The sequence below is a fragment of the Streptomyces coeruleorubidus genome (assembly GCF_028885415.1).
Taxonomy (GTDB): Bacteria; Actinomycetota; Actinomycetes; order Streptomycetales; family Streptomycetaceae; genus Streptomyces; species Streptomyces coeruleorubidus_A.
Genome location: NZ_CP118527.1, coordinates 5,103,250 through 5,124,902, shown reverse-complemented (window position 1 = coordinate 5,124,902; position 21,653 = coordinate 5,103,250). Strand labels below are relative to the sequence as shown.

The 21,653-nt window shown below is 72.9% G+C and carries 20 protein-coding genes; 12 read left to right on the top strand and 8 right to left on the bottom strand.

Annotation, left to right across the window (positions count from 1 at the left end):
• Window positions 1-21: 21 nt before the first annotated feature.
• The gene (gene pip / locus PV963_RS23785) at window positions 22-990 is read right to left on the bottom strand and encodes a prolyl aminopeptidase (protein WP_274817778.1); all 969 of its coding nucleotides are present in this window, start codon (window positions 988-990) and stop codon (window positions 22-24) included.
• Between the two features lie 57 nt (window positions 991-1,047).
• Between pip and PV963_RS23780 the strand changes: the two genes are divergently transcribed.
• The 3 genes from PV963_RS23780 to PV963_RS23770 all read left to right on the top strand — a co-directional run bounded on the left by PV963_RS23780 (window position 1,048) and on the right by PV963_RS23770 (window position 2,959).
• Complete coding sequence (locus PV963_RS23780) at window positions 1,048-1,554, top strand: MarR family winged helix-turn-helix transcriptional regulator (protein ID WP_274817777.1); 507 nt, start codon at window positions 1,048-1,050, stop codon at window positions 1,552-1,554.
• A 72-nt stretch (window positions 1,555-1,626) separates the two neighbouring features.
• Window positions 1,627-2,163, top strand: coding sequence for a VOC family protein (locus PV963_RS23775; protein WP_274817776.1), 537 nt, complete (start codon window positions 1,627-1,629; stop codon window positions 2,161-2,163).
• Window positions 2,156-2,959 carry a MerR family transcriptional regulator gene (locus PV963_RS23770; RefSeq protein ID WP_274817775.1) on the top strand — a complete coding sequence of 268 codons (804 nt, stop codon included), beginning with the start codon at window positions 2,156-2,158 and terminating at the stop codon, window positions 2,957-2,959. The genes PV963_RS23775 and PV963_RS23770 overlap by 8 nt, the downstream gene beginning before the upstream one ends.
• A gap of 38 nt (window positions 2,960-2,997) precedes the next feature.
• Here the strand turns inward: PV963_RS23770 and PV963_RS23765 are convergent, their stop codons facing one another.
• On the bottom strand, window positions 2,998-3,510 hold the full coding sequence (locus PV963_RS23765; RefSeq protein ID WP_274817774.1) for a hypothetical protein: 513 nt from the start codon (window positions 3,508-3,510) through the stop codon (window positions 2,998-3,000).
• 478 nt (window positions 3,511-3,988) lie between these two features.
• Between PV963_RS23765 and PV963_RS23760 the strand changes: the two genes are divergently transcribed.
• The 5 genes from PV963_RS23760 (at window position 3,989) to PV963_RS23740 (ending at window position 11,831) form a co-directional block, all read left to right on the top strand.
• Window positions 3,989-5,524: an alpha/beta hydrolase gene (locus PV963_RS23760; RefSeq protein WP_425541031.1), complete on the top strand. Its 1,536-nt coding sequence runs from the start codon at window positions 3,989-3,991 to the stop codon at window positions 5,522-5,524.
• 159 nt (window positions 5,525-5,683) lie between these two features.
• On the top strand, window positions 5,684-7,666 hold the full coding sequence (locus tag PV963_RS23755) for a glycoside hydrolase family 97 protein (RefSeq protein WP_274817772.1): 1,983 nt from the start codon (window positions 5,684-5,686) through the stop codon (window positions 7,664-7,666).
• 111 nt (window positions 7,667-7,777) lie between these two features.
• The gene (locus tag PV963_RS23750; RefSeq protein ID WP_274817771.1) at window positions 7,778-9,982 is read left to right on the top strand and encodes an MMPL family transporter; all 2,205 of its coding nucleotides are present in this window, start codon (window positions 7,778-7,780) and stop codon (window positions 9,980-9,982) included.
• A gap of 5 nt (window positions 9,983-9,987) precedes the next feature.
• Window positions 9,988-11,178: a sensor histidine kinase gene (locus tag PV963_RS23745; RefSeq protein WP_274817770.1), complete on the top strand. Its 1,191-nt coding sequence runs from the start codon at window positions 9,988-9,990 to the stop codon at window positions 11,176-11,178.
• Window positions 11,175-11,831, top strand: coding sequence for a response regulator (locus PV963_RS23740; RefSeq protein WP_274817769.1), 657 nt, complete (start codon window positions 11,175-11,177; stop codon window positions 11,829-11,831). The genes PV963_RS23745 and PV963_RS23740 overlap by 4 nt, the downstream gene beginning before the upstream one ends.
• A 134-nt stretch (window positions 11,832-11,965) precedes the next feature.
• Here the strand turns inward: PV963_RS23740 and PV963_RS23735 are convergent, their stop codons facing one another.
• The 4 genes from PV963_RS23735 to PV963_RS23720 all read right to left on the bottom strand — a co-directional run bounded on the left by PV963_RS23735 (window position 11,966) and on the right by PV963_RS23720 (window position 17,381).
• Complete coding sequence (locus PV963_RS23735; protein ID WP_425541030.1) at window positions 11,966-13,366, bottom strand: vWA domain-containing protein; 1,401 nt, start codon at window positions 13,364-13,366, stop codon at window positions 11,966-11,968.
• Between the two features lie 50 nt (window positions 13,367-13,416).
• The gene (locus PV963_RS23730) at window positions 13,417-14,667 is read right to left on the bottom strand and encodes an AAA family ATPase (protein ID WP_274817767.1); all 1,251 of its coding nucleotides are present in this window, start codon (window positions 14,665-14,667) and stop codon (window positions 13,417-13,419) included.
• Between the two features lie 57 nt (window positions 14,668-14,724).
• Window positions 14,725-16,095, bottom strand: coding sequence for a hypothetical protein (locus PV963_RS23725; protein ID WP_274817766.1), 1,371 nt, complete (start codon window positions 16,093-16,095; stop codon window positions 14,725-14,727).
• Between the two features lie 110 nt (window positions 16,096-16,205).
• The gene (locus PV963_RS23720; protein WP_274817765.1) at window positions 16,206-17,381 is read right to left on the bottom strand and encodes an NAD(P)/FAD-dependent oxidoreductase; all 1,176 of its coding nucleotides are present in this window, start codon (window positions 17,379-17,381) and stop codon (window positions 16,206-16,208) included.
• Between the two features lie 309 nt (window positions 17,382-17,690).
• Here PV963_RS23720 and PV963_RS23715 point away from each other — a divergent pair, with 309 nt between their 5' ends.
• From PV963_RS23715 to PV963_RS23700, 4 genes are read left to right on the top strand one after another with little or no spacing between them, the layout of a single operon-like run.
• Entirely contained in the window at window positions 17,691-18,140 is a 450-nt protein-coding gene (locus tag PV963_RS23715) for a Tat pathway signal sequence domain protein (protein WP_274817764.1), read from the top strand.
• Complete coding sequence (locus PV963_RS23710) at window positions 18,137-18,778, top strand: class F sortase (protein WP_274817763.1); 642 nt, start codon at window positions 18,137-18,139, stop codon at window positions 18,776-18,778. The genes PV963_RS23715 and PV963_RS23710 overlap by 4 nt, the downstream gene beginning before the upstream one ends.
• Window positions 18,775-19,266, top strand: a complete 492-nt coding sequence (locus PV963_RS23705; protein WP_274817762.1) for an RNA polymerase sigma factor — start codon at window positions 18,775-18,777, stop codon at window positions 19,264-19,266. The genes PV963_RS23710 and PV963_RS23705 overlap by 4 nt, the downstream gene beginning before the upstream one ends.
• The gene (locus tag PV963_RS23700; protein ID WP_274817761.1) at window positions 19,250-19,783 is read left to right on the top strand and encodes a hypothetical protein; all 534 of its coding nucleotides are present in this window, start codon (window positions 19,250-19,252) and stop codon (window positions 19,781-19,783) included. Before PV963_RS23705 ends, PV963_RS23700 begins: the two co-directional genes overlap by 17 nt.
• Here PV963_RS23700 and PV963_RS23695 read toward each other — a convergent pair.
• Window positions 19,756-20,502 carry a class I SAM-dependent methyltransferase gene (locus PV963_RS23695; RefSeq protein ID WP_274817760.1) on the bottom strand — a complete coding sequence of 249 codons (747 nt, stop codon included), beginning with the start codon at window positions 20,500-20,502 and terminating at the stop codon, window positions 19,756-19,758. The two genes, PV963_RS23700 and PV963_RS23695, sit on opposite strands and share 28 nt — an antisense overlap.
• Complete coding sequence (locus tag PV963_RS23690; protein WP_425540933.1) at window positions 20,489-21,508, bottom strand: cytochrome c oxidase assembly protein; 1,020 nt, start codon at window positions 21,506-21,508, stop codon at window positions 20,489-20,491. Before PV963_RS23690 ends, PV963_RS23695 begins: the two co-directional genes overlap by 14 nt.
• Window positions 21,509-21,653: the final 145 nt, after the last annotated feature.

Sequence of the window (21,653 nt, the reverse complement as noted above, 5' to 3'; positions counted from 1 at the left end):
CCTCATGCCGCAGGGCCTGCCTCATGGCGTGCGGACCGGCCGGAACCGGTCCGTAGCCGCCAGCACCGCCTCCGTCATGACATCGCCCGACAGCCCGTGACCCTCCTCGCCGATCAGCACGAGCTCCGCGTCCGGCCACACCTGGGCCAGCCGCCACGCGACGTCCGGAGGGCCGCTGATGTCCAGCCGCCCGTGGATCATCACGCCGGGGATGCCGGCGAGCTTCCCGGCGTCGCGCAGCAGCGCCCCGTCCTCCAGGAAGCCGGCGTGCCGCCAGTAGTGCGTGACGAGGCGGGCGAAGCGCAGCCGGAAGTGCGGGTCCGCGTAACGGGGATCGGGCTTGTGCCCGGGGTGCGTGGACACGTGCACGTCCTCCCACCGGCACCACTCCCGCGCGGCCCGCTCCCGTACGGCCGGATCGGGGTCGGCGAGCAGCCGGGCGTACGCCTCCACCAGACTGCCGTCGCGCTCCCCCTCGGGGACGGCGTCGCGGAACCGGGCCCATTCCTCGGGGAAGATCCGGCCCATGTCCCGCGTGACCCACTCCACCTCGCGGCGGGTGGTGTTGGTGACGCTGAAGAGGACCAGCTCGGACACGCGTCCCGGGTGCTGCTCGGCGTAGGCCAGCGCGAGGGTCACGCCCCAGGAGCCACCGAGGAGGAGCCATTCCCCGATGCCGAGGTGCCGCCGGAGCAGTTCGATGTCGGCGATCAGATGCGGGGTGGTGTTGGCGTCGAGCGAGGTCCGCGGATCGGCGGCGTCGGGGGTGCTGCGCCCGCACCCGCGCTGGTCGAAGAGGACGATGCGGTACGCCGCCGGGTCGAACAGCCGGCGCCAGAACGGCCCCGCCCCGGACCCGGGCCCGCCGTGGAGCACGAGGGCGGGCTTGCCCGCCGGATTCCCGCAACTCTCCCAGTACACGCGGTTGCCGTCGCCGACGTCGAGCATGCCGTGCTCGTACGGCTCGATGGGGGGATGGAGCTCGGTCATGCGAGACGCACTCTCCTCGACCCTCGGCAGGTGTAACAGCACTGTTAGATTAGCAGCGTGAACAGCGAGAGGAATCAGCCCGATCCGGTCGCCGTAGGCACGCTGCTCCGCCACGTCCTGGAGCTGCTCGAGGGCGACGTGGCCAAGGTCTACGAGGAGCAGGGCCTCACCGAGTACCGGCCCCGCTTCTCCCCCGTCGTACGGGCACTCCTGGCCGAAGGCCCGCTGTCGGTGCGCGACTTGGCCTCGACGGTCGGTGTCACGCACTCGGCCGCGAGCCAGACCGCGGCGCAGATGGCCCGCGCGGGCCTGGTCACCCACACCCCCGACCCGCTGGACGCCCGCCGCCGCCTCGTCGGCCTCACACCGAAGGCCCACGCCCTGCTGCCGCGGATCGAGGCGGAGTGGGAGGCCACGGTGGCGGCGATGGCGGAGCTGGACGCGGAGCTTTCGATGCCGTTGGGGGAGTTGCTGAGGGAGGTGGCGCAGGCGGTGGGCCGGCGGCCGTTCCGGGAGCGGGTCGCGGCGGCGTCTCGGGGCCGAGGGGGCGGTCCTCCGTCGTGACGGGGCCGTATTGGGCGAGATTCACGGATCCGGCTTGACCCTCACGTTGCGTGAGGCCGGAAGGTGGGGTGCATGAGCGACTACTACGACGCGTTCGAGATGAGTCCCGTGCCCCCTCCCGGCCCGGATGCGGTTCCGCCGGAGCCGTTCCGTGGCATCTATGGAATGCCCGCGTTCGTGACGATCCCCACGAGCGATCTGGCGGCGTCGGTGGACTTCTGGGTTCGCGGGCTCGGGTTCATCGAGCTGTTCAGCATCCCCGACGGGGTTGTGCATCTGCGCCGGTGGGCGTTCCAGGACGTACTCCTCGTCCCGGCACCGAGCGTTCCGGAGCAGGCACCGCAGATGAGCGTCAGTTTCTCGTGCGTGCTCAGCCAGGTCGATTCCCTGGTCGAGGCCTGTCGTGCCTTGCGCCCGGACTCGGTCGACGGTCCACGGGACACTCCCTGGAGCACCCGCGACGTGGAGGTGATCACCCCGGAGAACGCACGGATCGTTTTCACCGCGGCCAGGCCCATCGATCCGGCCAGTCAGGAGGCGCGGGACCTTGCAGCCGTCGGGATCACCCCACCGGGTTTCGATCGCGGCGACAATGAGGAGCATGCCTGATGTCACTGATGCCGATGGCCTGACCGTCGGTCAGGTCTCGGCGCGTCTGGGCGTGACGGTCCGCGCGCTGCACCACTGGGACGAGATCGGTCTGGCGCGGCCCTCGCTGCGCACGGCTGCCGGATACCGGCTCTACACCGCCGGTGATCTGGAACGCCTGCACCGCATCGTCGTCTACCGTGAAGTCGGTCTCGGCCTGGACAGGATCCAGGCCATCCTGGACGACTCGGCGGCAGACGTGCCCGGAGCGTTGCGCGCGCAGCGCGCCCAGGTTGCCGAACGGATCGACCGCCTCCAGCAGCTCAGCGCCGGACTGGACCGGATGATCGACGCCCACGAGCGCGGCCTGCTGCTGACCGCCGAGCAGCAGGCCGCGATCTTCGGCCCCCAGTGGAACCCGGACTGGCCCGCCGAAGCCCGTCAGCGCTACGGGGACACGACGCAATGGCGGCAGTACGCCGAACGCTCGGCCTCTCGCGGTCCGGAGGAATGGCAGGCCGTCGCCGACGCCATGGCCGACTTCGAGCGCGCCCTCGGGGAGGCGGTGGACGCCGGCGTCACACCCGGCAGCCCGGAAGCGAATCGACTCGTCGAGTGGCACCGCGAAGTCTTTGCTTCGTACTTTCCCCTCACCAGGCAGATGCAGGTCTGTCTCGGCCGCATGCATGAGGCCGATCCGGGATTCGCCGCCCACTACGACGGCATCCGCCCCGGCCTTGCCACGTGGTTCCGTCGAATCATCGACGCCGACGCGCGCGCCCACGGCATCGACCCCGACACCGCGACCTGGGAGTAGGCCGCGGTGCGCCGGCAGTCGTATGGCGCTGGTGCGACTCAGCCGTACAAGGCCACCCTCGGCAACACAGTCCCCCGAGCCTCGTGGTTCACCACCGTGACCCGGTACCGCTCTTCGAGCTTCTCCCCCGCCCCCAACGTCCGCTGCGCGCCCACGAGATCCGTGAACAGCGTCCCCGTCCGGCTGCCCAGTTGCACGGCCGTCCAGCAGCCATGCCCCGTGCGCCGCTCGACCTTGACGTCCGACGGCGCCAGGTACGGCCCGGCGTCCGGGGACGTCACCAGGAGCTGCGGGGCGACGGTCGTGGGCGTCGGAGTGTTGTTGCGGTAGGTGACGGTGAACTCCTGGGGGGCGTCGGCTTGGAGGGGGCTCGTGGGCAGGTCCACGAAGTCCGTGGGTATGGCGGGTTCCTGCGCCTGGGAAGCCGTGACGGTCACCGCCGCGGCGACCGCCGGCGTGGCCGCGAGGGCGGGTCCCGCCGTGGCCAGGCCGGTGACGGCGACGACGGCTGCGAGGAGGGCGACTCGGATACGACTGTTCTTCGACGACACGTCGGCTGGTCCTTCGGGTGGGGGGAGGAGTTCGCTCGGGTGAACCGGTCGGCCGTTCCCGGCGCTTGACCAGACAAAGCCTCAGACTACGCAGCGGATCCTGGGGGGTGTCCCGGCCCCCGCGGATCGGCCGAACGGCCGAGGCATCCCGCATCGCCGCCGCGCACTCTCCACCGTTCCGAAAGTGAACGGCACCGCAACTACCGCCGGGTATGGGAGAGATCGCGTGGAGGTAGGTCCACAAGGCCGATCTCCTTCCCCCTCCCCCTCCGAGTGAGCTAGAAACTTCAACGACCCAGCCGCACCACAGGGTGCTCGACGGCACATGCGCCGCGCCCGAGGGGGAATCAGCACAGTGACCAAGCAAGTTCAAGGACGGAGCCGGTCCGGCACCCGCGCGCGCAGACGCCTCCCGCGTCTGAGGATCGCCATCGCCGCCGCCGTCTCCTTCGCGCTCGCCGGAACCGCCGCCCAGGTGATGGCCGCCCAGCCGGACGGGAGCGACGGGCAGCCGCCCGTGCCGTCGTTGTCCTGGTCCGACTGCCAGGGCGGCTTCGAGTGCGCGAACGCCGACGTGCCGTTGGACTACCGCGATCCGCAGGGCAGGACCATCACCCTGGCGGTCATCCGCAAGAAGGCCCCGGACCAGGCCAAGAAGAAGGGCACCCTCTTCCTCCAGCCCGGCGGGCCCGGCAACTCCGGCGTGGACTTCGTGCGCGGCAACTACGCCGACCTGCCCGCCGCCCTGCGCGACTCCTTCGACGTCTTCGGCTACGACGTACGCGGCGTCGGGCGCAGTTCACCGGTCACGTGCTGGGACGACCAGACGTACACCCAGGCCATCACCGCCGCCAAGGGCGTCCCCGGCCCGGACGCCTACGAGCCCGCCGTGCGCCAGGCCGCCGCGTTCGACCAGGCCTGCCAGGACAACGCGGGCGAGCTGGTGCCGTACGTGGGCACCGAGTACGTCGCCCGTGACATCGACCTGCTGCGCCAGGCCCTCGGCGAGGACCAACTGACGTACTACGGCCGGTCCTTCGGGAGTTACATCGGCACCGTCTACGCCGCCATGTTCCCCGAGCGGGTGCGCGCGCTCGCACTCGACGGCGCCTACGACCCCGAGCACTACGCGAACCAGCCCTACGCCTACGACCGTCCCCAGTACCTCGCCCTGGACGGCGCGATGAGGCGCTTCCTCGACTGGTGCAAGGCGGACCAGGACACGTGCGGGTTCGGTGACGGCGACCCCCGGGGCGCGTTCGAGAAGCTCAAGGCCGACCTCGACGCCAACCCCGTACCGACCGCGAACGGCGGGCAGGCGAACGGCTACACCCTCGTCTACCGCCTCCTGTTCAACATCAACGAGGGCAAGGTCATCTGGCCCTCCCTCGGCGAGGCCCTGCGCAAGGCCCAGCAGCGCGACAACACCTCCTTCCTGCTGCGGCCGCCGTCCGCGGCCAGCTACGACTTCCTCAACCCGAACGTGGTCGTCGAGTGCGTCGACAAGGCCTACCCGAGCGACCCGGCCCTGCTGAAGCGGCAGGTCACCACCAACGCCAGGCTGGCGCCGCTGCTCGGACCGGCCCTGGCGTACGGTCCGCCGCTCTACGACCACCAGCACGCCACCGCCTGCGCCCAGTGGCCCGGCGAGCGGGTCAGCCGCTACGACGGTTCCTTCCGGGCGGAGGGCTCCGCGCCGATCCTCGTGCTCGGCACCACCGGTGACCCGGACACCCCCTACCGGGACGCGGTGGCCCTGTCCCGGGAGCTCGACAACGGCCGGCTGCTCACCTTCGAGGCCGAGGGGCACACCGCCTTCGGGCGCAGCGCCTGCGCGACGGACGCCGTCACCGGTTACCTGGTGGACCTTAAGGTTCCGGCGCGCGGCACGACCTGCGCGGACGAGACCCAGCCGCCGTCCTCCACGCCGAAGGCGGCCCCGCCCGGCACGACCCTCGGCGAGCTCCGCAACGGTGTGAACGACCGCCTGGACCGCCTCGGCTTCCTGCGCTGACCGACCGCACCACGGCACCCCGGGTGCCGGGCCACCACCAGGCCCGGCACCCGTTCCTCCCTCTTGACCCCACCTTGCGCAGGCACGTACAACTGCTCGCAGAAAACGGTTACTACCGCTTACCGTCCGCTACTTACCGCAAGGGGAAGGTCCCTCACCATGAGAGCTTCGGGAGAACGGGAAGAGCCCGCCGCGGACGCAACGGCCGGCCACCCGGCGCCCGCGTCCCGCCGGGTCGTGCTGAAGAGCGCGGCCGTCACCGCCGGACTGGCCGCCGCGGGGATCGCCACGACCCGGCCCGCCCACGCCGAGGACGACCGGCCGGGCCGCCCCAAGAGCGTCACCGCCCGCATGGGCGGCACCTCAGTCACCCTGTCCCTGGTGGACGGCGCGCTGCGCTGGTCCGCCCGCCGCAACGGCCGTACGGTGATCGGCCCTTCGGCCCTGGGCCTGAAGCTCGGCGACGGCACCGTCCTCGGCCGTGACGTCAGGGTGACCGGGGAGCGGTACGGCACCCACCGCACCACCTGGACCCCGGTCTACGGCCGCAACGCGACCGTCACCGACCACTACCAGGAACAGCACTGGGACCTGGAGGACCGGGCCTCGGGCCTCCGCTTCGGCGTCCAGGCCCGCGCGTACAAGACCGGCGTCGCCCTGCGCTACCTCCTCCTCGACGAGGGCACCGCCACCGTCGCCGACGAACTGACGACGTTCGTCTTCCCCGACGGCACCACCGTCTACAGCGCCCGCGACGAGAACGCCTACGAGCCGGTCGCGCCGGGTTCCATACCGGTCACCGGCACGGCCGGCACGGACAACGGCCCGCTCACCGACCTTCCCCTCACCGCCACCCTCACCGGCGGGCTCATCGCCTGCGTCTGCGAGTCCTCGCGCGTCGACTACCCGCGGCTGATGCTCGGTTCGGTCGCCGGCGAGCCCAACACCCTCTCCGCCTTCCTGATGGAGCACACCGCCCGCGGCACCGGCCCGGTGGAGACGACCTCCACCGTGACCACGCCCTTCGCCACACCGTGGCGTGCGGTGGTGATCGGCGCCACCCACGCCGAACTCGTCGACAACGCCGAGCTGGTGCTCAACCTGGCCCCGCCCAGCGCCCTTGCCGACACCTCCTGGATCAAGCCGGGCAAGGTCTTCCGCTGCGAGCTCTCCACCGCCGCCGGCCTGGCGGGCGTCGACTTCGCCGTGGCCCGGGGGATCGAGTACATCGAGTACGACGCCGGCTGGTACGGCCCGGAGTTCACCACCCCGGACGCGACCGAGCCCATCGCCGCCATCGACATGCCGTCGGTCATCTCGTACGCCACGAGCAAGGGCATCGGCCTCTTCCTCTACGTCAACCGGCTCGCGCTGACCGACGCGGACTCCCTCTTCGCCCTCTACAAGGGCTGGGGTGTGCAGGGCATCAAGCTCGGCTTCATCAACGACGGCACCCAGTCCATGACCAACCAGATCATCGACTGGGCGAAGGCCGCCGCCAAGTACGAGCTGCTGATCGACATGCACGACGACGTCCGGCCGTTCGGCTACGAACGGACGTACCCGAACTGGATCAGCCTGGAGGGCGTACGCGGCAACGAGCAGTTCCCGACCGCCACGCACAACGTGACGCTGCCGTTCGCGCGCAACATCGGCGGCCCGATGGACTACACGATCTGCTACGGCCAGTCCCGCGACAAGACGACCAACGCCCACCAGATGGCGATGGCCGCGGTGTACTACCAGCCCCTCAACTTCCTCTTCTGGTACGACAAGCCGTCCAAGTACAACAACCCGGCCAACTGGCCGGGCCTGCCGTGGTTCAACGCCGTTCCGGTGACCTGGGACGAGAGCCGCACCCTGGCCGGCGCGATCGGCGAGTACATCGCGGTCGCCCGCCGGGCCGGCTCCACCTGGTACCTGGGCGCGATGACCGACGAGTCGTCCAGGACGCTGTCCCTGCCCCTGTCCTTCCTCGGCAGCGGCACCTACACGGCGACGGTCTACGCCGACGGCACCCCGGGCTCCAGCCCGTTCCGCACCCCGGTCGTGGTCAGCACCCGGACCGTCACCGCCGCCGATACCCTCGACGTGGCCATGGCGCCGGCGGGCGGCCAGGCGGTCGTCCTGGCCCCGAGCTGATCCGGGAGAAGGTGGGGTTTTCCCCAGGGGCCGGGTCCACCGGCCGGTGGACGGCAGGTTCAACCGAGTACCTCTGTCCGGCAACTGCCCAGCCCAGCCAGGCTTTTGGGCATGAATTCATTATCTGTGCGGGTGGCGCGCTGGAGTGCGCGGCACCCCTGGCGGGCGATCTCCGGCTGGCTGGTGTTCGTGGCCCTGTGTCTGGGGGCCGGCAGTGCCGTCGGCACGAACAGCGCGAAGACGGCGGACTACCGGGTCGGTGAGGCCGGCCGTGCCGAGGCCCTGGCGGCCGAGGCGCATCTGGAGCGCAGGGCCGCCGAGCAGGTGCTGATCTCCTCCCGGTCGGGCGGTGCTCTCGACGAGGGCGCCGCCCGGGCCGCCGCGGACGACCTGACCGACCGGATGCGGCAACTGCCCGAAGTGGCGGGCGTGGCCGACCCGTTGCTCTCCGGGGACCGCCGGATCCTGATGGTCGAGGTGGCGCTGAAGGGCGAGGAGCGGGACGCGAAGGACAAGGTCGACGCGCTCGTGGCGCAGACCGCGGCGGTGCAGAAGGGCCACCCCGGGCTGCTGCTGGAGGAGACCGGAAGTCCCTCCGTCAGCAAGGGAGTCGACAAGCAGCGCAGTGACGACCTGGCGCTGTCCGAAGCGATCACCCTTCCCGTCACCCTCGTCACGCTGATGGTGGTGTTCGGGTCGGTGACCATGGCCGGGGTGCCGTTGCTGCTGGCGCTGTCGTCGATCGCGGCGGCGGTCGGGCTCGCCATGGTCGTCTCGCACATCTCGCCCGACGCCGGGGTCGGCACGAACGTCATCCTGATGATCGGCCTCGCGGTCGGCGTCGACTACACGCTCTTCCACCTCAAGCGCGAGCGGGAGGAACGGGCCCGCTCCGGCGGGCGGCTCTCCTCCGAGGCGCTGGTGGAACTGGCCGCCGCGACCTCGGGCCGGGCGGTCGTGGTCTCCGGGCTCGCGGTGGTCGCCTCCACGGCGACGCTGTACCTGGCCTCCGACGTGATCTTCTCCTCCCTCGCGACCGGCACCATCGTCGTCGTCCTGGTCGCGGTGGCCAGTTCGCTGACGGCCCTGCCCGCGCTGCTCGTCAAGCTGGGGCGGCGGGGGGAACGCCGGGCACGGCGGCGGGCGGAGCGCGGAAAGCCGGCGCGGCGGGTACGCGGCGGGACAGGCGGCGGCCGGATGTGGAGTGCTCTGCTGCGGCCCGCCGCCCGGCATCCCCTCGCGACCCTGTGCGTCTCGGTCGTCGCGCTCCTCGCCCTCGTCGTCCCGCTGGCCGGACTGAAGATCACCGAGATGAGCCGGGACACGCACTCCCGCGACATTCCCGCGATGAAGGTCTACGACCGGCTCAACGAGGCGTTCCCCGAGCAGCGGGTGACCCACCAGGTCGTCGTCCGTGCCGACGCCTCGCGGTCGGGGGAGGTGGGAGCCGCGCTGCGTGAGGTGGCCGAGCGTGCCGCAGCCGACCCGCTGTTCACCGAGGCCTCGCGCATACGGTCGTCCGCCGACGGGCGCACCAGCACCCTCGAACTGAAGGTGCCGCACCTCGGCAACTCCGACGAGGCGTACGACTCCCTGGACCGGCTCCGGGACGACTTCCTGCCCGCGACCGTCGGCCGAATCACCGGCGCCGAGTACGGCGTGTCCGGGGACGTCGCCCGCTACGCCGACTATCCCGCCCACCAGAACGGCAAACTGCCCCTGGTGCTCGGCGCGTTGCTGCTGGTGACGTTCGCGATGACCGTGTACGCCTTCCGTTCGGTGGTGCTCGGGCTGCTCGGCGTCGCCCTGAACCTGCTGTCCGCCGCTGCGGCGCTCGGGCTGCTCGTCCTGGTCTTCCAAGGGACGTGGGCCGAGAGCCTGCTGGACTTCCGGTCCACCGGGTCCATCGGGTCGCGGGTGCCGCTCTTCCTCTTCGTGATCCTCTTCGGGCTGTCGATGGACTACCAGGTGTTCGTGGTGAGCCGCATCCGGGAGGCCGTACTCGCGGGCGTGCCCACGCGGCAGGCCGTGCTCGACGGGATCCGTTCCTCGGCGAGCGTGGTGACCAGCGCGGCGGTGGTGATGACGACCGTGTTCACCAGCTTCGTCTTCCTGCACATCATCGAGATGAAGCAGATGGGCTTCGTCCTGGCGGCGGCCGTGCTGATCGACGCGTTCATGGTCCGGGTCATGGTGCTGCCGGCGGCGATGCTGCTGCTGGGCGAGGCGAGCTGGTGGCCCTCGCGCCCGGGGCGGCGGGTTCCGGCAGCCCCGGAGAAAAGGACCTCCTCCCGTCCGGCGGTCGACGTACGTTGATCGGCATGACCGCTCTCACCGGGTCCACCGCCGACGCCTTCTGGGCGACCTCGCTGCGCCGCTGGAACGCGGTGTGCTGGCTGCTGTTCGCCGTGATGGCCGTCGGGCAGGTCGCCATCGACCGGCCCGGTGAGAGCAAGTACGTGGCGCTGGCCCTGCTGGGCGGGGTGGTGCTGTCGTACGCGGTCCTGGACCGCTTCCCGGCCAATCCCGTCGTACGGCCGCACGTCTATCTGTCGGTGCTGGCGGTCGCGTTGGGCGGGCTGGCGTATCTGCGGGGCAACTACGGGGCGCTGTTCATGGTGACGCTGCCGCACTACTGGATGTTCGGGCGGACGCCGAGGGCCTCGATGGCGTTCCTGGGGCTCGCCACCGCCGCCACCCTGGCCGCGAGCGTGCTGCGGCAGGACGGCTGGACGGTGGAGTTCTTCACCGAGACGCTCGTGTCCACGCTGATCGTCGTCGCCGTGGGGGTGCTGATCGGGCTGTGGGCGCACTCGGTGGTCGGGCAGAGCGCCGAACGGGCCCGGCTGATCACCGAACTGGAGCAGACTCAGGCGGAGTTGTCCGAGGCGCACCAGCGTCAGGGCGCGGCGGACGAGCGGGAGCGGATGGCGCGGGAGATCCACGACACCCTCGCGCAGGGCTTCGCCTCGATCATCGTGCTCGCCGAGGCGGCCCGGGCGGGCCTCGACGCCGACCCGGCGCGCAGCGCCCAGCAGTTGCGGTCGATCGAGTCGACGGCCCGGGAGAACCTCGCCGAGGCCCGGGAACTGGTCGGCTCGCCCCGGAGCCCCGGCCAGGCGGCCGCCGGTTCGGTGGCGCAGACCCTGCGCCGGACCCTGGACCGTTTCGCGGAGGACACCGGCCTCACCGTCGACGCCGACCTTGCGGACCTGGAGTGCGACCAGCAGACCCGGATCGCGCTGCTGCGCTGCACCCAGGAGTCCCTGGCCAACGTGCGCAAGCACGCCCGCGCGTCCACGGTCGGCGTGGTCCTGGCCCGGCAGCCTTATGGAGTGGAGCTCGAAATCACCGACGACGGGACCGGGTTCGTGGTGGAGGAGTCCTCGGGCTTCGGCCTGGACGGCATGCGCAAACGGCTCGCGGAGCTGGGCGGGAGACTGACGGTGACGAGTTCGGTGGGCGACGGGACGCGGGTGCTGGCGCTGATCCCCCAGGGGGTGCGGGCATGACCGGCGGACCGCTCCGCGTCATCGTCGTGGACGACCACACCGTCATGCGGGCCGGCGTCGTGGCCCTCCTCGCCTCCGACACCGGCATCGAGATCGTCGGCGAGGCGGGCGACGGCCGCGCGGCCCTGGACCTCGTCGAGCGCCACGAGCCCGATGTCGCCCTGGTCGACCTGCGGATGCCGGTACTGGACGGCGTGGCGACCACGACCGAGATCGTGCGGCGCTTCCCCCGCACCCGGGTGCTGATCCTGACGACGTACGACACCGACGCGGAGATCGAGCGCGCGGTGGAGGCCGGGGCGATCGGCTACCTCCTCAAGGACACCACCCGTGAGCAACTGGCCGACGCGATCCGCGCGGCGGCGCGCGGGGAGACGGTGCTGGCGCCCCGGGTCGCCGAACGGCTGGTCGCCCGCATGCGCCAGCCCGCCCAGATCCCGCTCACCGCCCGGGAGGCGGATGTCCTGAACGCGGTCGCGGACGGCCTGACCAACGCCGAGATCGGCCGCCGCCTCGTCATCGCCGAGGCCACGGTGAAGACGCATCTGCTCCGGCTGTTCGCCAAGCTCGACGTCAACGACCGCACCAGGGCGGTGGTGGTGGCGATGGAACGGGGGTTGTTGCGCAGGCCTGCCGGCACGGAGGGCGCTTGACAGCGGCGGGTTCCTCCGGGACGGAGGGCCGTGCGGAACCCAGCGTCGCCGGGCCGCCGCGAGCCCCGCCACAGCTCCGGCCACGGCTCCGACGCCGACACCGACACCGACGAAGACAGGACTCCGTGATCCGTTCACGGGCCCGCCGAGCCGATGTCCACCACGCGGGCCCAGGCCGGGGGTGAGTCGGGGACGTACTCGGGGTCGGTCTCGTCGTAGGCGTGGCCCCGGTACCGGCGCGGGAACAGGCCGATCACCGTCCGGCACGGGGGTCGGGTGCTCGGCCAGGGGGTCTGGCCGTCGGTCAGGGCCACGATGACGTCCGGGGCCGGGCGGGTGCGCAGCGCCCGGGTGAAGCCGGTGCGCAGGTCCGTGCCGCCGCCGCCCGTCAGCGGGATGCCCTCGGCACGGCACAGCGTGTGCACGAACCGGGCCGACGCGTCGCACGGCACCACCGTGACCAGGTCGCGCCGGCCGCCCACGGCCCGGGAGATCGCGGTGACCTCCAGGAGCGCGCTGCCCAACTCGGCGTCACTGACCGACCCGGAGGTGTCGATGATGACGGACACCCGGGGCGGCCGCCGTCTGATGCTCGGCAGCACGGCGCCGGGCACGCTCGCCGAGCGGCGGGCCGGGCGGCCGTAGGTGTAGTCCTCGCCCGCGCCGGGTCCGGACGCCGCCGAGCGGACGGCCGCGCCCAGCAACTCCCGCCACGGCTGAGGTGGGTGGAAGGCCTCGTCGGCCCAGCGCCGCCATCTCTGCGAGGCGTTGCCGGGGCGGCCCGTGATGCCCTGCGCCACCCGGAAGCGGACGGCGTCCCGCTCCTGCTCGCTCAGGCCGTGCGCACCGTCCGGGCCGAGCTCCCACTCCCTGTCCAGGCCGTCGGCGCCACTGCCGCAGTCCAGCCAGGCCAGGTCCCGCATCCGCGGGCCGAGGCGGAACTGCCACAGGTAGTCCTCCATCAACTGGCCTTCCGGCAGGCCCAGTCCCTCCGGGTCGACAGCGCCCTCCGGGCGGGCCAGCCCTTCGCCGTACACGTCGTCGTTGATCTCCAGGTCCGCGGCGATGTTCATCCGCAGCCGCTCCGCCGGGCCGCTCAGCCCGCGCTCCCGCGCGACCCGGTCACCGCGCCGGTGGTGGTCGCGCAGCAGGTGCGACACCTCGTGCACCCACACGCCGGCCAGCTCCTCGACGGGCGTACGGTCCACGAACGCCGGCGACACGTAGCACCGCCAGTACCGGTCGACGCCCATCGTCGGGACCCGCCGCGACTCGACGACGTGCAGGGCGAACAGGGCCGTCGCGAGGTACGGGCGGACCCGGGCGGCGTGCAGACGGGCGGCGAAGAGCTTGGCGCGGTCGAGGGTGCCGGGCGTTTCGGGGGCTTCGGCCGTAGCGGGGGTGTACGGCGTCGGCGGCGTGTCCGTCGGTGGCGTGGCGGGCGTCCCGGGGGCTTCGGCCGCTCCGGGTGTGCTCGTCGACGGAGGCGGGTCTGTCGTCGTCGGCGGCGGCGTGCCGGACGCCTGCCCGGTCATCGGTGCCCTCGGCATGTCCCTCGTCAGCGGCGCCCTCGGCGCGTCCCTCGTCATCGGCCCGCCTTCGCCGTGGCCGCCGGCTTCGTCCGGGCTGCCGCGTCGTCCGCTCGGCGGGACAGGGACACCACCCCGGCGAGACTCTCGATCGCCGCCGGTACGTCCCAGTCGTCCCGGCGCAGTGCGGCGAGGGTGGTCGCTGGGACGACCACCACGTCCGGGGGTCCGCTCTCCACCGCCCTGACCAGGAGTGCCCACGCCGCGTCCCAGCGGGACTTCTCCGGACGGCTGCGGACGGCGGCCACGACACCGTCCAGCGCGGCCTGGCGCAGATCCCCCCGCTCGGGCAGGACCGCACCGTCCGGGTCGGCCAGGAGCGTCTCGGGGTCCGGGAGGTCCATCCGGTCCATGCTCGCCAGCAGTTCGAGACCCGGGCCGTCCCCGACCGTGCCGCGTACCAGCAGGGACAGGACGTCCCGGGAGGAGCCGGCGGCGGTCGCGAAGGCGATCAGGTGCAGTGTCATCTCCCAGCTCCGGGGAGACGGCCAGGGCCCGCCCCGGCGGGTTTCCCCGCTGGGCAGCCGGTGCACGAGCCCGGGGCGTGCGGTGAGCAGCCCGCACACGGCACGCCGGGCCAGGGCCACGGCCTCCGGCAGCTTCTGGGGGTCCAGGCGGGGCAGGGTCGCCCGGGGCCAGGTCCCGCCGAGGCCGCGTACGACGACCTCGGTGTCGTGGGCCCACTGGAGATGGACGAAGCGGTTGGCGAGCGGCGGGCTCAGTTCCCAGCCGTCGGCGGCCGAGGAACGCGGGTTGGCGGCGGCCACGATCCGCACACCGGGCGGCAGCCGCAGCGCGCCGATCCGCCGCTCCAGCACGAGCCGGAGCAGGGCGGCCTGAACGGCGGGCGGCGCGGTGGAGAGTTCGTCGAGGAAGAGCAGTCCCCGGCCGGCCCGCACCAGTCGTACGGCCCAGTCCGGCGGGGCCATCGGAACGCCCTGTTCGGCGGGGTCGTCGCCGACGATCGGCAGCCCGGAGAAGTCGGACGGCTCGTGCACGCTGGCGATCACCGTGGTCAGCGGCAGGTCCAGGGCCGTGGCGAGCTGGGTCAGGGCCGCCGTCTTGCCGATGCCCGGCTCGCCCCACAGCAGCACGGGCAGGTCCGCGGCCACGGCCAGGGTCAGGGCCTCCAGCTGGGTGTCGGGTCGGGGTTCGGTGGTGGTGTCGCGCAGCAGGGACAACAGGTCGCCGCCGGTTTGGAGTTGCGTGGCGGTGTCGGGGTCGGTGGACGGGGTGCGTGTGGGCATGTGTGATCACCTGTGGGTCTAGGGGGTCTGAGGGTTCCGGAGGGAGGCAGGGCGACGTCACATGTGGCGCGGGTGCGGGCCGTGGTCGCGGGAGCGGCGGCGGTCCCAGGGGCGCAGACCGCCGGGCGAGGGGCCGGCCAGGCCCGCCCGGAACAGCCCGTAGGCGATGCGCCGCCGCGCGGCCGTCTCCAGCGCGTCCCGCAGCGGGCCGTTGCGCAGCACCGCCTCAGGACCCAGCAGGCCCTCCACGACGGCCAGCGCACCGGCGACGTCGCCGTGGTCGAGGCGTTCGCGGACGCCGGTGAGGCAGTCGGGGCGGCGGTGTGCCTCGTCGATGGCCCGCAGGCAGGGCAGCGGAGTTCCGCCGAGGGCGACCAGCAGTTCCTCGCGGCGGATCTCGGCCGGGTCGTGGTCCAGCGCGGCGAGCGCACCGTCGACCAGACCGATGCGGTGCCGGGCGCCCCGGCACTCCACCAGCCGTGGATCACCGGACCGGCCCGGGTCGCGGGACGCGGGGGCCGGCGTACCCACTCCCAGCGCCGAGGCGACCAGCGGATGCAGCCGTCCGGCGTCGATCGCCCCGGTCCTGAGCAGTTGCAGGTCGGGCAGCACCCAGGTGGCCGCGTCGGGCAGGACGGGCAGTGCGGAGTCAGGGGCGTGCGCGTTCACCACCGCGGCCCCGTCGGACACGTCCAGAACCAGCCGGTTGCGCGCTCCGAGCCGTACACGGACCCTGCCGCCCGACCGGCCCTCGGCACGCAGCAGGATCTCCGCCTCGGCCGCCCACCGGTCGACGGCACAGTGGTGCCCCGGCGGCAGCAGGCCGGTCGGTTCCGTGTCCACGGCCAGGGCCGAGCGGCCGTCGCCGGGCGGTCCGTCAGCCCCGCACCGCACCCCCAGCTCACCGGCCCGGCGCACGTCCCACAGGTGGCGGTGCAGGTCGAGACGGAACCGCCGGCTGGGACGGGGATGCGGATGGCGGCGGTCGACCGCCTCCGCGTGGGACGCGTCCCACAGCGCGAGGCTGATCCGCTGACCGGCGTCCGCCCAGGCCGGCGGGGTCCGCACCACCAGGTGCAGCGGGCTCACGCCGTCCCGCCCGGCCGCGTCGTACCGGGCCAGGGTGACGGTCAGCCCCGGCCGCAGCAGCCCGTCGGGGGCGATCCTCGGCAGGTGCCAGCGCAGCAGGTCGGGGGCCAGGTGACGGAGGTCGGTCCGGAGCCGGTTGGCGAGCTCCCGGCCGTGGGCTCGGGCCACGGCACGCGGCTGGAGGTCGACGTCGACGTTCGCGGCGGCGCACGCGCCTGCCCAGTCCCCGGCTCGGCGCCGGGCGGTCGCGGCCTCGATCATGGCGGGCGGCACGGCGAACTCGCGCACGCGCGGCCAGAAGGAAAGCGAGGGTTTCCCGTTCGCGGTGTGGGTGGGCATCAGCACTCACCTGGAGCGGACGGGACCCCCAATCTGTCAACGCAGTGAGTCGTCATCGCGACGGATGCTAGTGGCCCTCGCTCCCTTGCGCAGCCGATTAATGCCGAGGCTCATACGACATGCGACTCGGGCCGGATCCCCGCCCCGTCCCGGAAGCGGTCGGCGGCGAGCGGGCCGACGTCGACGCAGGGCGTGCGGCCCAGGCACAGGTCGCGGACGATCTCCCCCACCGCCGGGGCCTGGAGGAAGCCGTGACCCGAGAACCCGGTGGCGTAGAGGAAGTTGACGACTTCCTCCGAGCGGCCGATGAGCGCGTTGTGGTCGGGGGTGACCTCGTAGAGCCCGGCCCAGCCGCCCGCCGTCTCCAGGTCCGCGAGGGCGGGCGCGCGACGGCGGGCGACCTCGCGGAACAGCTCCAGCCACTGCGGGGTCCAGGTCGTGTCGAAACCGTCCGGCTGGGCGGGGTCGGCCAGGCCGAACAGGAGACCGTCGTCGCTGTTGTGGAAGTACGCGGAGGACGTGAAGTCGATGGTGAAGGGGATGCGCGGGGCGGGGGGCGTGAGCGGGACGGTGAAGGCCAGTTGGCGCCGCACCGGCCGCACGGGGAGCGGGACACCGGCCATCTCGCCGATCCGGGCCGACCAGGCGCCGGCGGCGCAGATCACCGTGGCGCAGTCGATCCGCCCGCGGTCGGTGTGGACGGCCGTCACCCGGTCGCCGGTGGTGTCGAGGCCGGTGACGGTGGTGTGCGTCGCGAGGACGGCCCCGGCCCGGGCCGCCGCCCGCGCGTAGCCCTGGACGACCAGTGCGGGCCGGGCGTGGCCGTCGGCGGGCGAGTGGGCGGCGGCCACCAGTCCGTCGGTGCTGACGTAGGGACACAGCCGGCGGGCCTCTTCGGGGGTGATCATGCGGCTGGGGACGCCGAGGGAGTTCTGCAGCCGCACACCGGCCTCGAAGTCCGCGGCCTGCTGCTCGGTGGTGAGCAGGAAGAGATAGCCGACGGTGTCGAGCCGGATGTCGGCGCCGGGCCGGTCCGGGAAATCGCGGAAGGCGCGCAGACTCCGGCTGCCCAGTTCGATGTTGAGCGGGTCGGAGAAGTGCGCCCGCACGCCGCCGATCGGCTTGCCCGAGCTGCCGCAGCCCAGCTCACCGCGTTCGACGACGACGATGTTCCGCACCCCCGCCTCGGCCAGGTGGAAGGCGATGCCGGTGCCCATCACACCGCCGCCGATGATCACGACGTCGGCGGTGCGGGGAACGGTGGTGAAGACGGGTGAGGAGGTCAACGGTCCGTCCCTTCAGGCGTTGTGCGGGTGTGCCTGCGTCCACGGCACGTCACGATCACAAGCGGCGTCATTGAACCCGGCGGCAGGGGCATTGCCAAGAGGACCGGGGCGGTCTCCGCCGTTCACCCTCCGCCCCCATCCGCCCCCTCCGCCCTCCCCCTCCGCCCTCCCCCTCCGCCCTCACCGGACTTCGCCCCACCGGACTTTGCCATCTCTTTACAACCCGCCCCCCGGCCGCCTCGTCTCTCCGCACGACCCGTCACCCACCCCGCCGTTCACCGGGCGGGACCGACGAAGGAGAGCGTTCCCATGCGCCGAACCGTCCTCACCGCCCTGGCCCTCGCGGGCACCGCCGTACTCCTGGGCACGGGGCCCGCGTTCGCGAGCGAGGCGACCACCCCGAGCCCGGCCCCGACGGCCGCCGAATCCACCCCCCGGCCGGCGGAGAGCGCCGAACCGACGGCCAGTGCCGAGCCGACCCGCGCGCCGGCCGACGCCACGCCGGTCCCGAGTGCCGAGCCGACCCGCGCCCCGGCCACCGACACCCCGGTCCCGAAGGACGAGCCGACCCGGGCACCGGCCGACGACCAGGTCTCCGTCGTACCGAGCGGCGCGCCCGACACCGGCGTGACGACGGCGTCCCAGGCCTCCGACTCCGGCCTCGGCGGGGCGGCGGTCGGCGCGGGCGCCGCCGCGGTGCTCGCCATGGGCGGCGGGACGGTCCTCGTCGTACGGCGCCGCCGGGCGACCGGGGCATGACCCCGTTCTCCAGGCGCGCGTTCACGACGGCGGCGCTGGCGTCGCCGCTCACGGCATGCGCAGGCCAGGGGACGGATCGGACGACGCCGGACTCCCGAGCCACTGCACCACAGCCGCGGTCTCCCGCTCGGCCGAGGCCGGCCAAGGGGGCCCGCCCCCTGGCCCGTTCGGTCCCGGTCCGGCTGCTGGTCCCGGCCATCGGTGTCGACACCCCGGTCATCCGGCTGGGGCTGGCCCCGGACGGCACGGTGCGGGTGCCGCCGGTCACGGCGGACGACCGGGCGGGCTGGTACCGGCACTCGCCGACGCCGGGCCAGAGAGGCCCGTCGGTGATCCTCGGGCACGTCACGGTCGGGCCGTACGGCGACGGCGTCTTCCGTCACCTCGCCCGGCTGCACCGCGGCGACCGGATCGTGGCGCGCCTGGAGAACGGCACGGCGGCGAAGTTCGCCGTCACGGCGGTACGGACCGTCCCCCGAACCCAGTTCCCGGTGGACGACGTCTACGGGAACGTGGACCGCCCGGAGTTGCGGCTGATCACGTGCGGCGGAGCGCGTACCGGCGACGGATACGCGGACAACGTGATCGTGTTCGCCGCGCTGAGCGGTGCCGAGTCCCCGACCCCTGGAGAGCGTTGAAACGGTCCCGTGAGAAGGCCGCGTCCGAGCTGTTCGCCGCCCTCTACCCACGCCTGGCCGGCTGGTGCCGCCGACTCGTCGACGACGACGAGACGGCCCACGAGATCGCCTCGGAGGCGTTCACCCGGCTCTGGGCCCGCTGGACGTCCGTGGCGGAACCTCGCGGTTTCCTCTACGTCACCGCGGCCAACCTCGTCCGGGACCACTGGCGCAAACTGGAGCGCGAGCGCAGGGCCATGCGCCGCGTCACCTCGGAAGCCGCCGGACGGCCCCACCCCGAGCAGGCCGACCCGTCGGTGCGCCTGCTCGTGCAGTCGCTCCCGGAACGACTCCGCGTCCCGATCCTCCTCCACTACTACGCTGACATGCCGATCCGGGAGGTGTCCGTGCTGACCGGGCGCAAGGAAGGAACGGTCAAGGCCGACCTGCACGCGGCCCGGGAACTGCTCCGCGTCCATCTGAGGAGAAGCCTTGACCACACGCCTTGACGACGATCCGGACGACCGGGAGCCCGGCCCCGACGACCCGCTCGCCGTGATCCTGCGGCCCACCTCACCCGACTACTTGGGCGCACCCCCCGGCCAGTACGAGGCGATCCGCCGCAGGGCGACCCGCCGGCGCGTGCTGCGCGCCGCGGCCGGAGCCGGCCTGTGCTGCGTGGCGGCCGCCCTCATCGCCCTCCCCCTGCGCCTCACGGCCCCGGAGCCCTCCCGTTCCCCGACGGTCCCGATGGCCCCGCCGCCCGCGAGCACGACACCTCCCACACCGGCACCGACTCCCCATCCGTCGACGGCTTCGCCTTCATCGACGCCTTCGCCTTCACCGACCTCTGCGTCCGAGGCACCCGCCCCCGCCACGACCCGCCCCCGCACGGACGGCCCGGGCGCCCCGACCGGCCCGACGGCCCTGCCCCGCACCGCGTCGGCCGCACCGACCCCGGCAACGCCGGTCCCGTCGGCGACCGGGCCGGACACGGATCAGAGGTCGGCCACCAGCAGCCGGTAGCCCACGTCGACGGTGTGGAGCGCGAGCAGCCCGGCGTGCCGGGTGTGCCAGCGGCCGCTCGCCAGGTCGTCCGCGAGCCGGGCCAGGCCGGGGGCGATGACGTCCTCGCCGGTCTGGGCGAGCAGCGAGATTCCCGCGCGCACCTGCGGGTCGAGGTAGGCGTGGGGGCGGCGCCAGTACGCGGCGGCGAATCCGTCCGTGCAGTCGTGGGGGACGGGGACCGTCTCCTGCCGTGCCCCGCCGAGCAGGGCGGCCAGTCGGCCGACGGGGACGGCGCGGGTGTCGTCGAACGCGGCCGCCTCGGGGAGGTACTCCCGTACCAGCCAGAACCGTTCACGGAAGACGTCCTGATCCCAGGTCAGGACGACGACGCGGCGGCGGGCCACCCGGCGCAGTTCCCTGATCCCGGCCGCCAGGGCGGACCAGTGGTGGACGGTCAGCACCGCCATCACGGCGTCGACGGCGCCGTCCCGCAGCGGCAGGCGTTCCGCGACGGCCTGCACGCCGGGTGCGGCTCCCGGCGGTCGCTGGTCCAGCATGACCCGGCTGGGTTCCACCGCGAGGACCGTCTCCGGTGGTTCGTACGAGCCGGTGCCCGCTCCGACGTTGAGGACGTGCCTGACGTCGTCGCCGAGCGCGGCGTGGATCCGCGCGGCGATCCGCGGGTCGGGCCGCCGTGTCCGGGCGTAGGTCGCGCCGAGGATGTCATAGGTCGCCATACGGGTCAGCCTGCCCGGCGTCGTGTCCCTGCCGTCGCATCCGCGCCGCCACCTCGCTCTTTTCGGTCTCCCACCAGGGCCGCACCAGTTCGGGAGCCGGGCCCCGCTCCAATTCTGGTGCGGCAGGGGTGAGTTCGGCGTCGAGTCGGCGGTCCAGTTCCGCCGCCCGGTCGCGCTCGGCGCGGACCCACTGGGCGAGGATCGCCAGCAGGAAGGGCAGGGCGGCCAGTTCGGCGATGCCGAGCATGGCGCCGCCGCCGATCTGCTGGTCGTGGTGGACGTCCGGCGACCAGGGCGGCGCGTGGTGCAGGTACCAGGCGCCCGCGATCAGGGTGCCGTGCGTCATGACGACCAGCCCGGGGAGGGCGTCGACGATGCCGTCCAGGAAGACCAGGGCCGCTCGGACGGGGTGGGTGCACCAGGCGGGCAGGGCCTGTTCACGGGTGAGCACCGGCAGGACGAACAGGCAGCCGGCCGCCAGCAGATGGAGATACATCAGCTCGTGCAGCCAGCCCACGCGCAGCGCGGTGGCGAAATACGGCGTGAAGTAGAGGGTCAGTTCCGTGGCCAGCACCACGGCCGTGCTGACGAGGGGGAACGTCAGCGTCCTGACCAGCCGGCCGGTCATGACCCGCCGTACCCGGCCCGCACCGCCCTCCGGCAGCGCCTCGATTGCGAGCCGCAGCGGGTCGCCGAGGGCGAGACCCAGCGGCGCGAGCAGATCGAGGGCGACGTTCTGCACGGCGGCGGGCCAGAACAGTTCATGGTCGTAGACGGCCAGTCCGGACATCGTGGCCACGACGATCGTGCCGAGCCCGAGGACGACGAACGCGGCGAGGCGCGCGAACGGCCAGGCCCCGCCCCGGCCGCGCACCCGCGCGACACCCCAGCCGTAGAGCCCGGCCAGGGCGACGACGAGCAGCAGCGCGGGAACGTCCAGCTGCCAGGAGCCCAGCAGCCGCCCGGCGGTCAGCTCCGGCAGGTACCCGGCCGACAGTTCGCTCACGGGCGGAGAGTAGCCGCCGAAGTTAAGAGAGGGGATGATCGCGAGTTCATGAATATGAATGAGAATCATGTAGCAGTCTATTGACGCGTCCACGGCAAGCTTCTACGTTCCCCAGAAAGCGCTTACCCCGGCCGGGTTCCGCCAC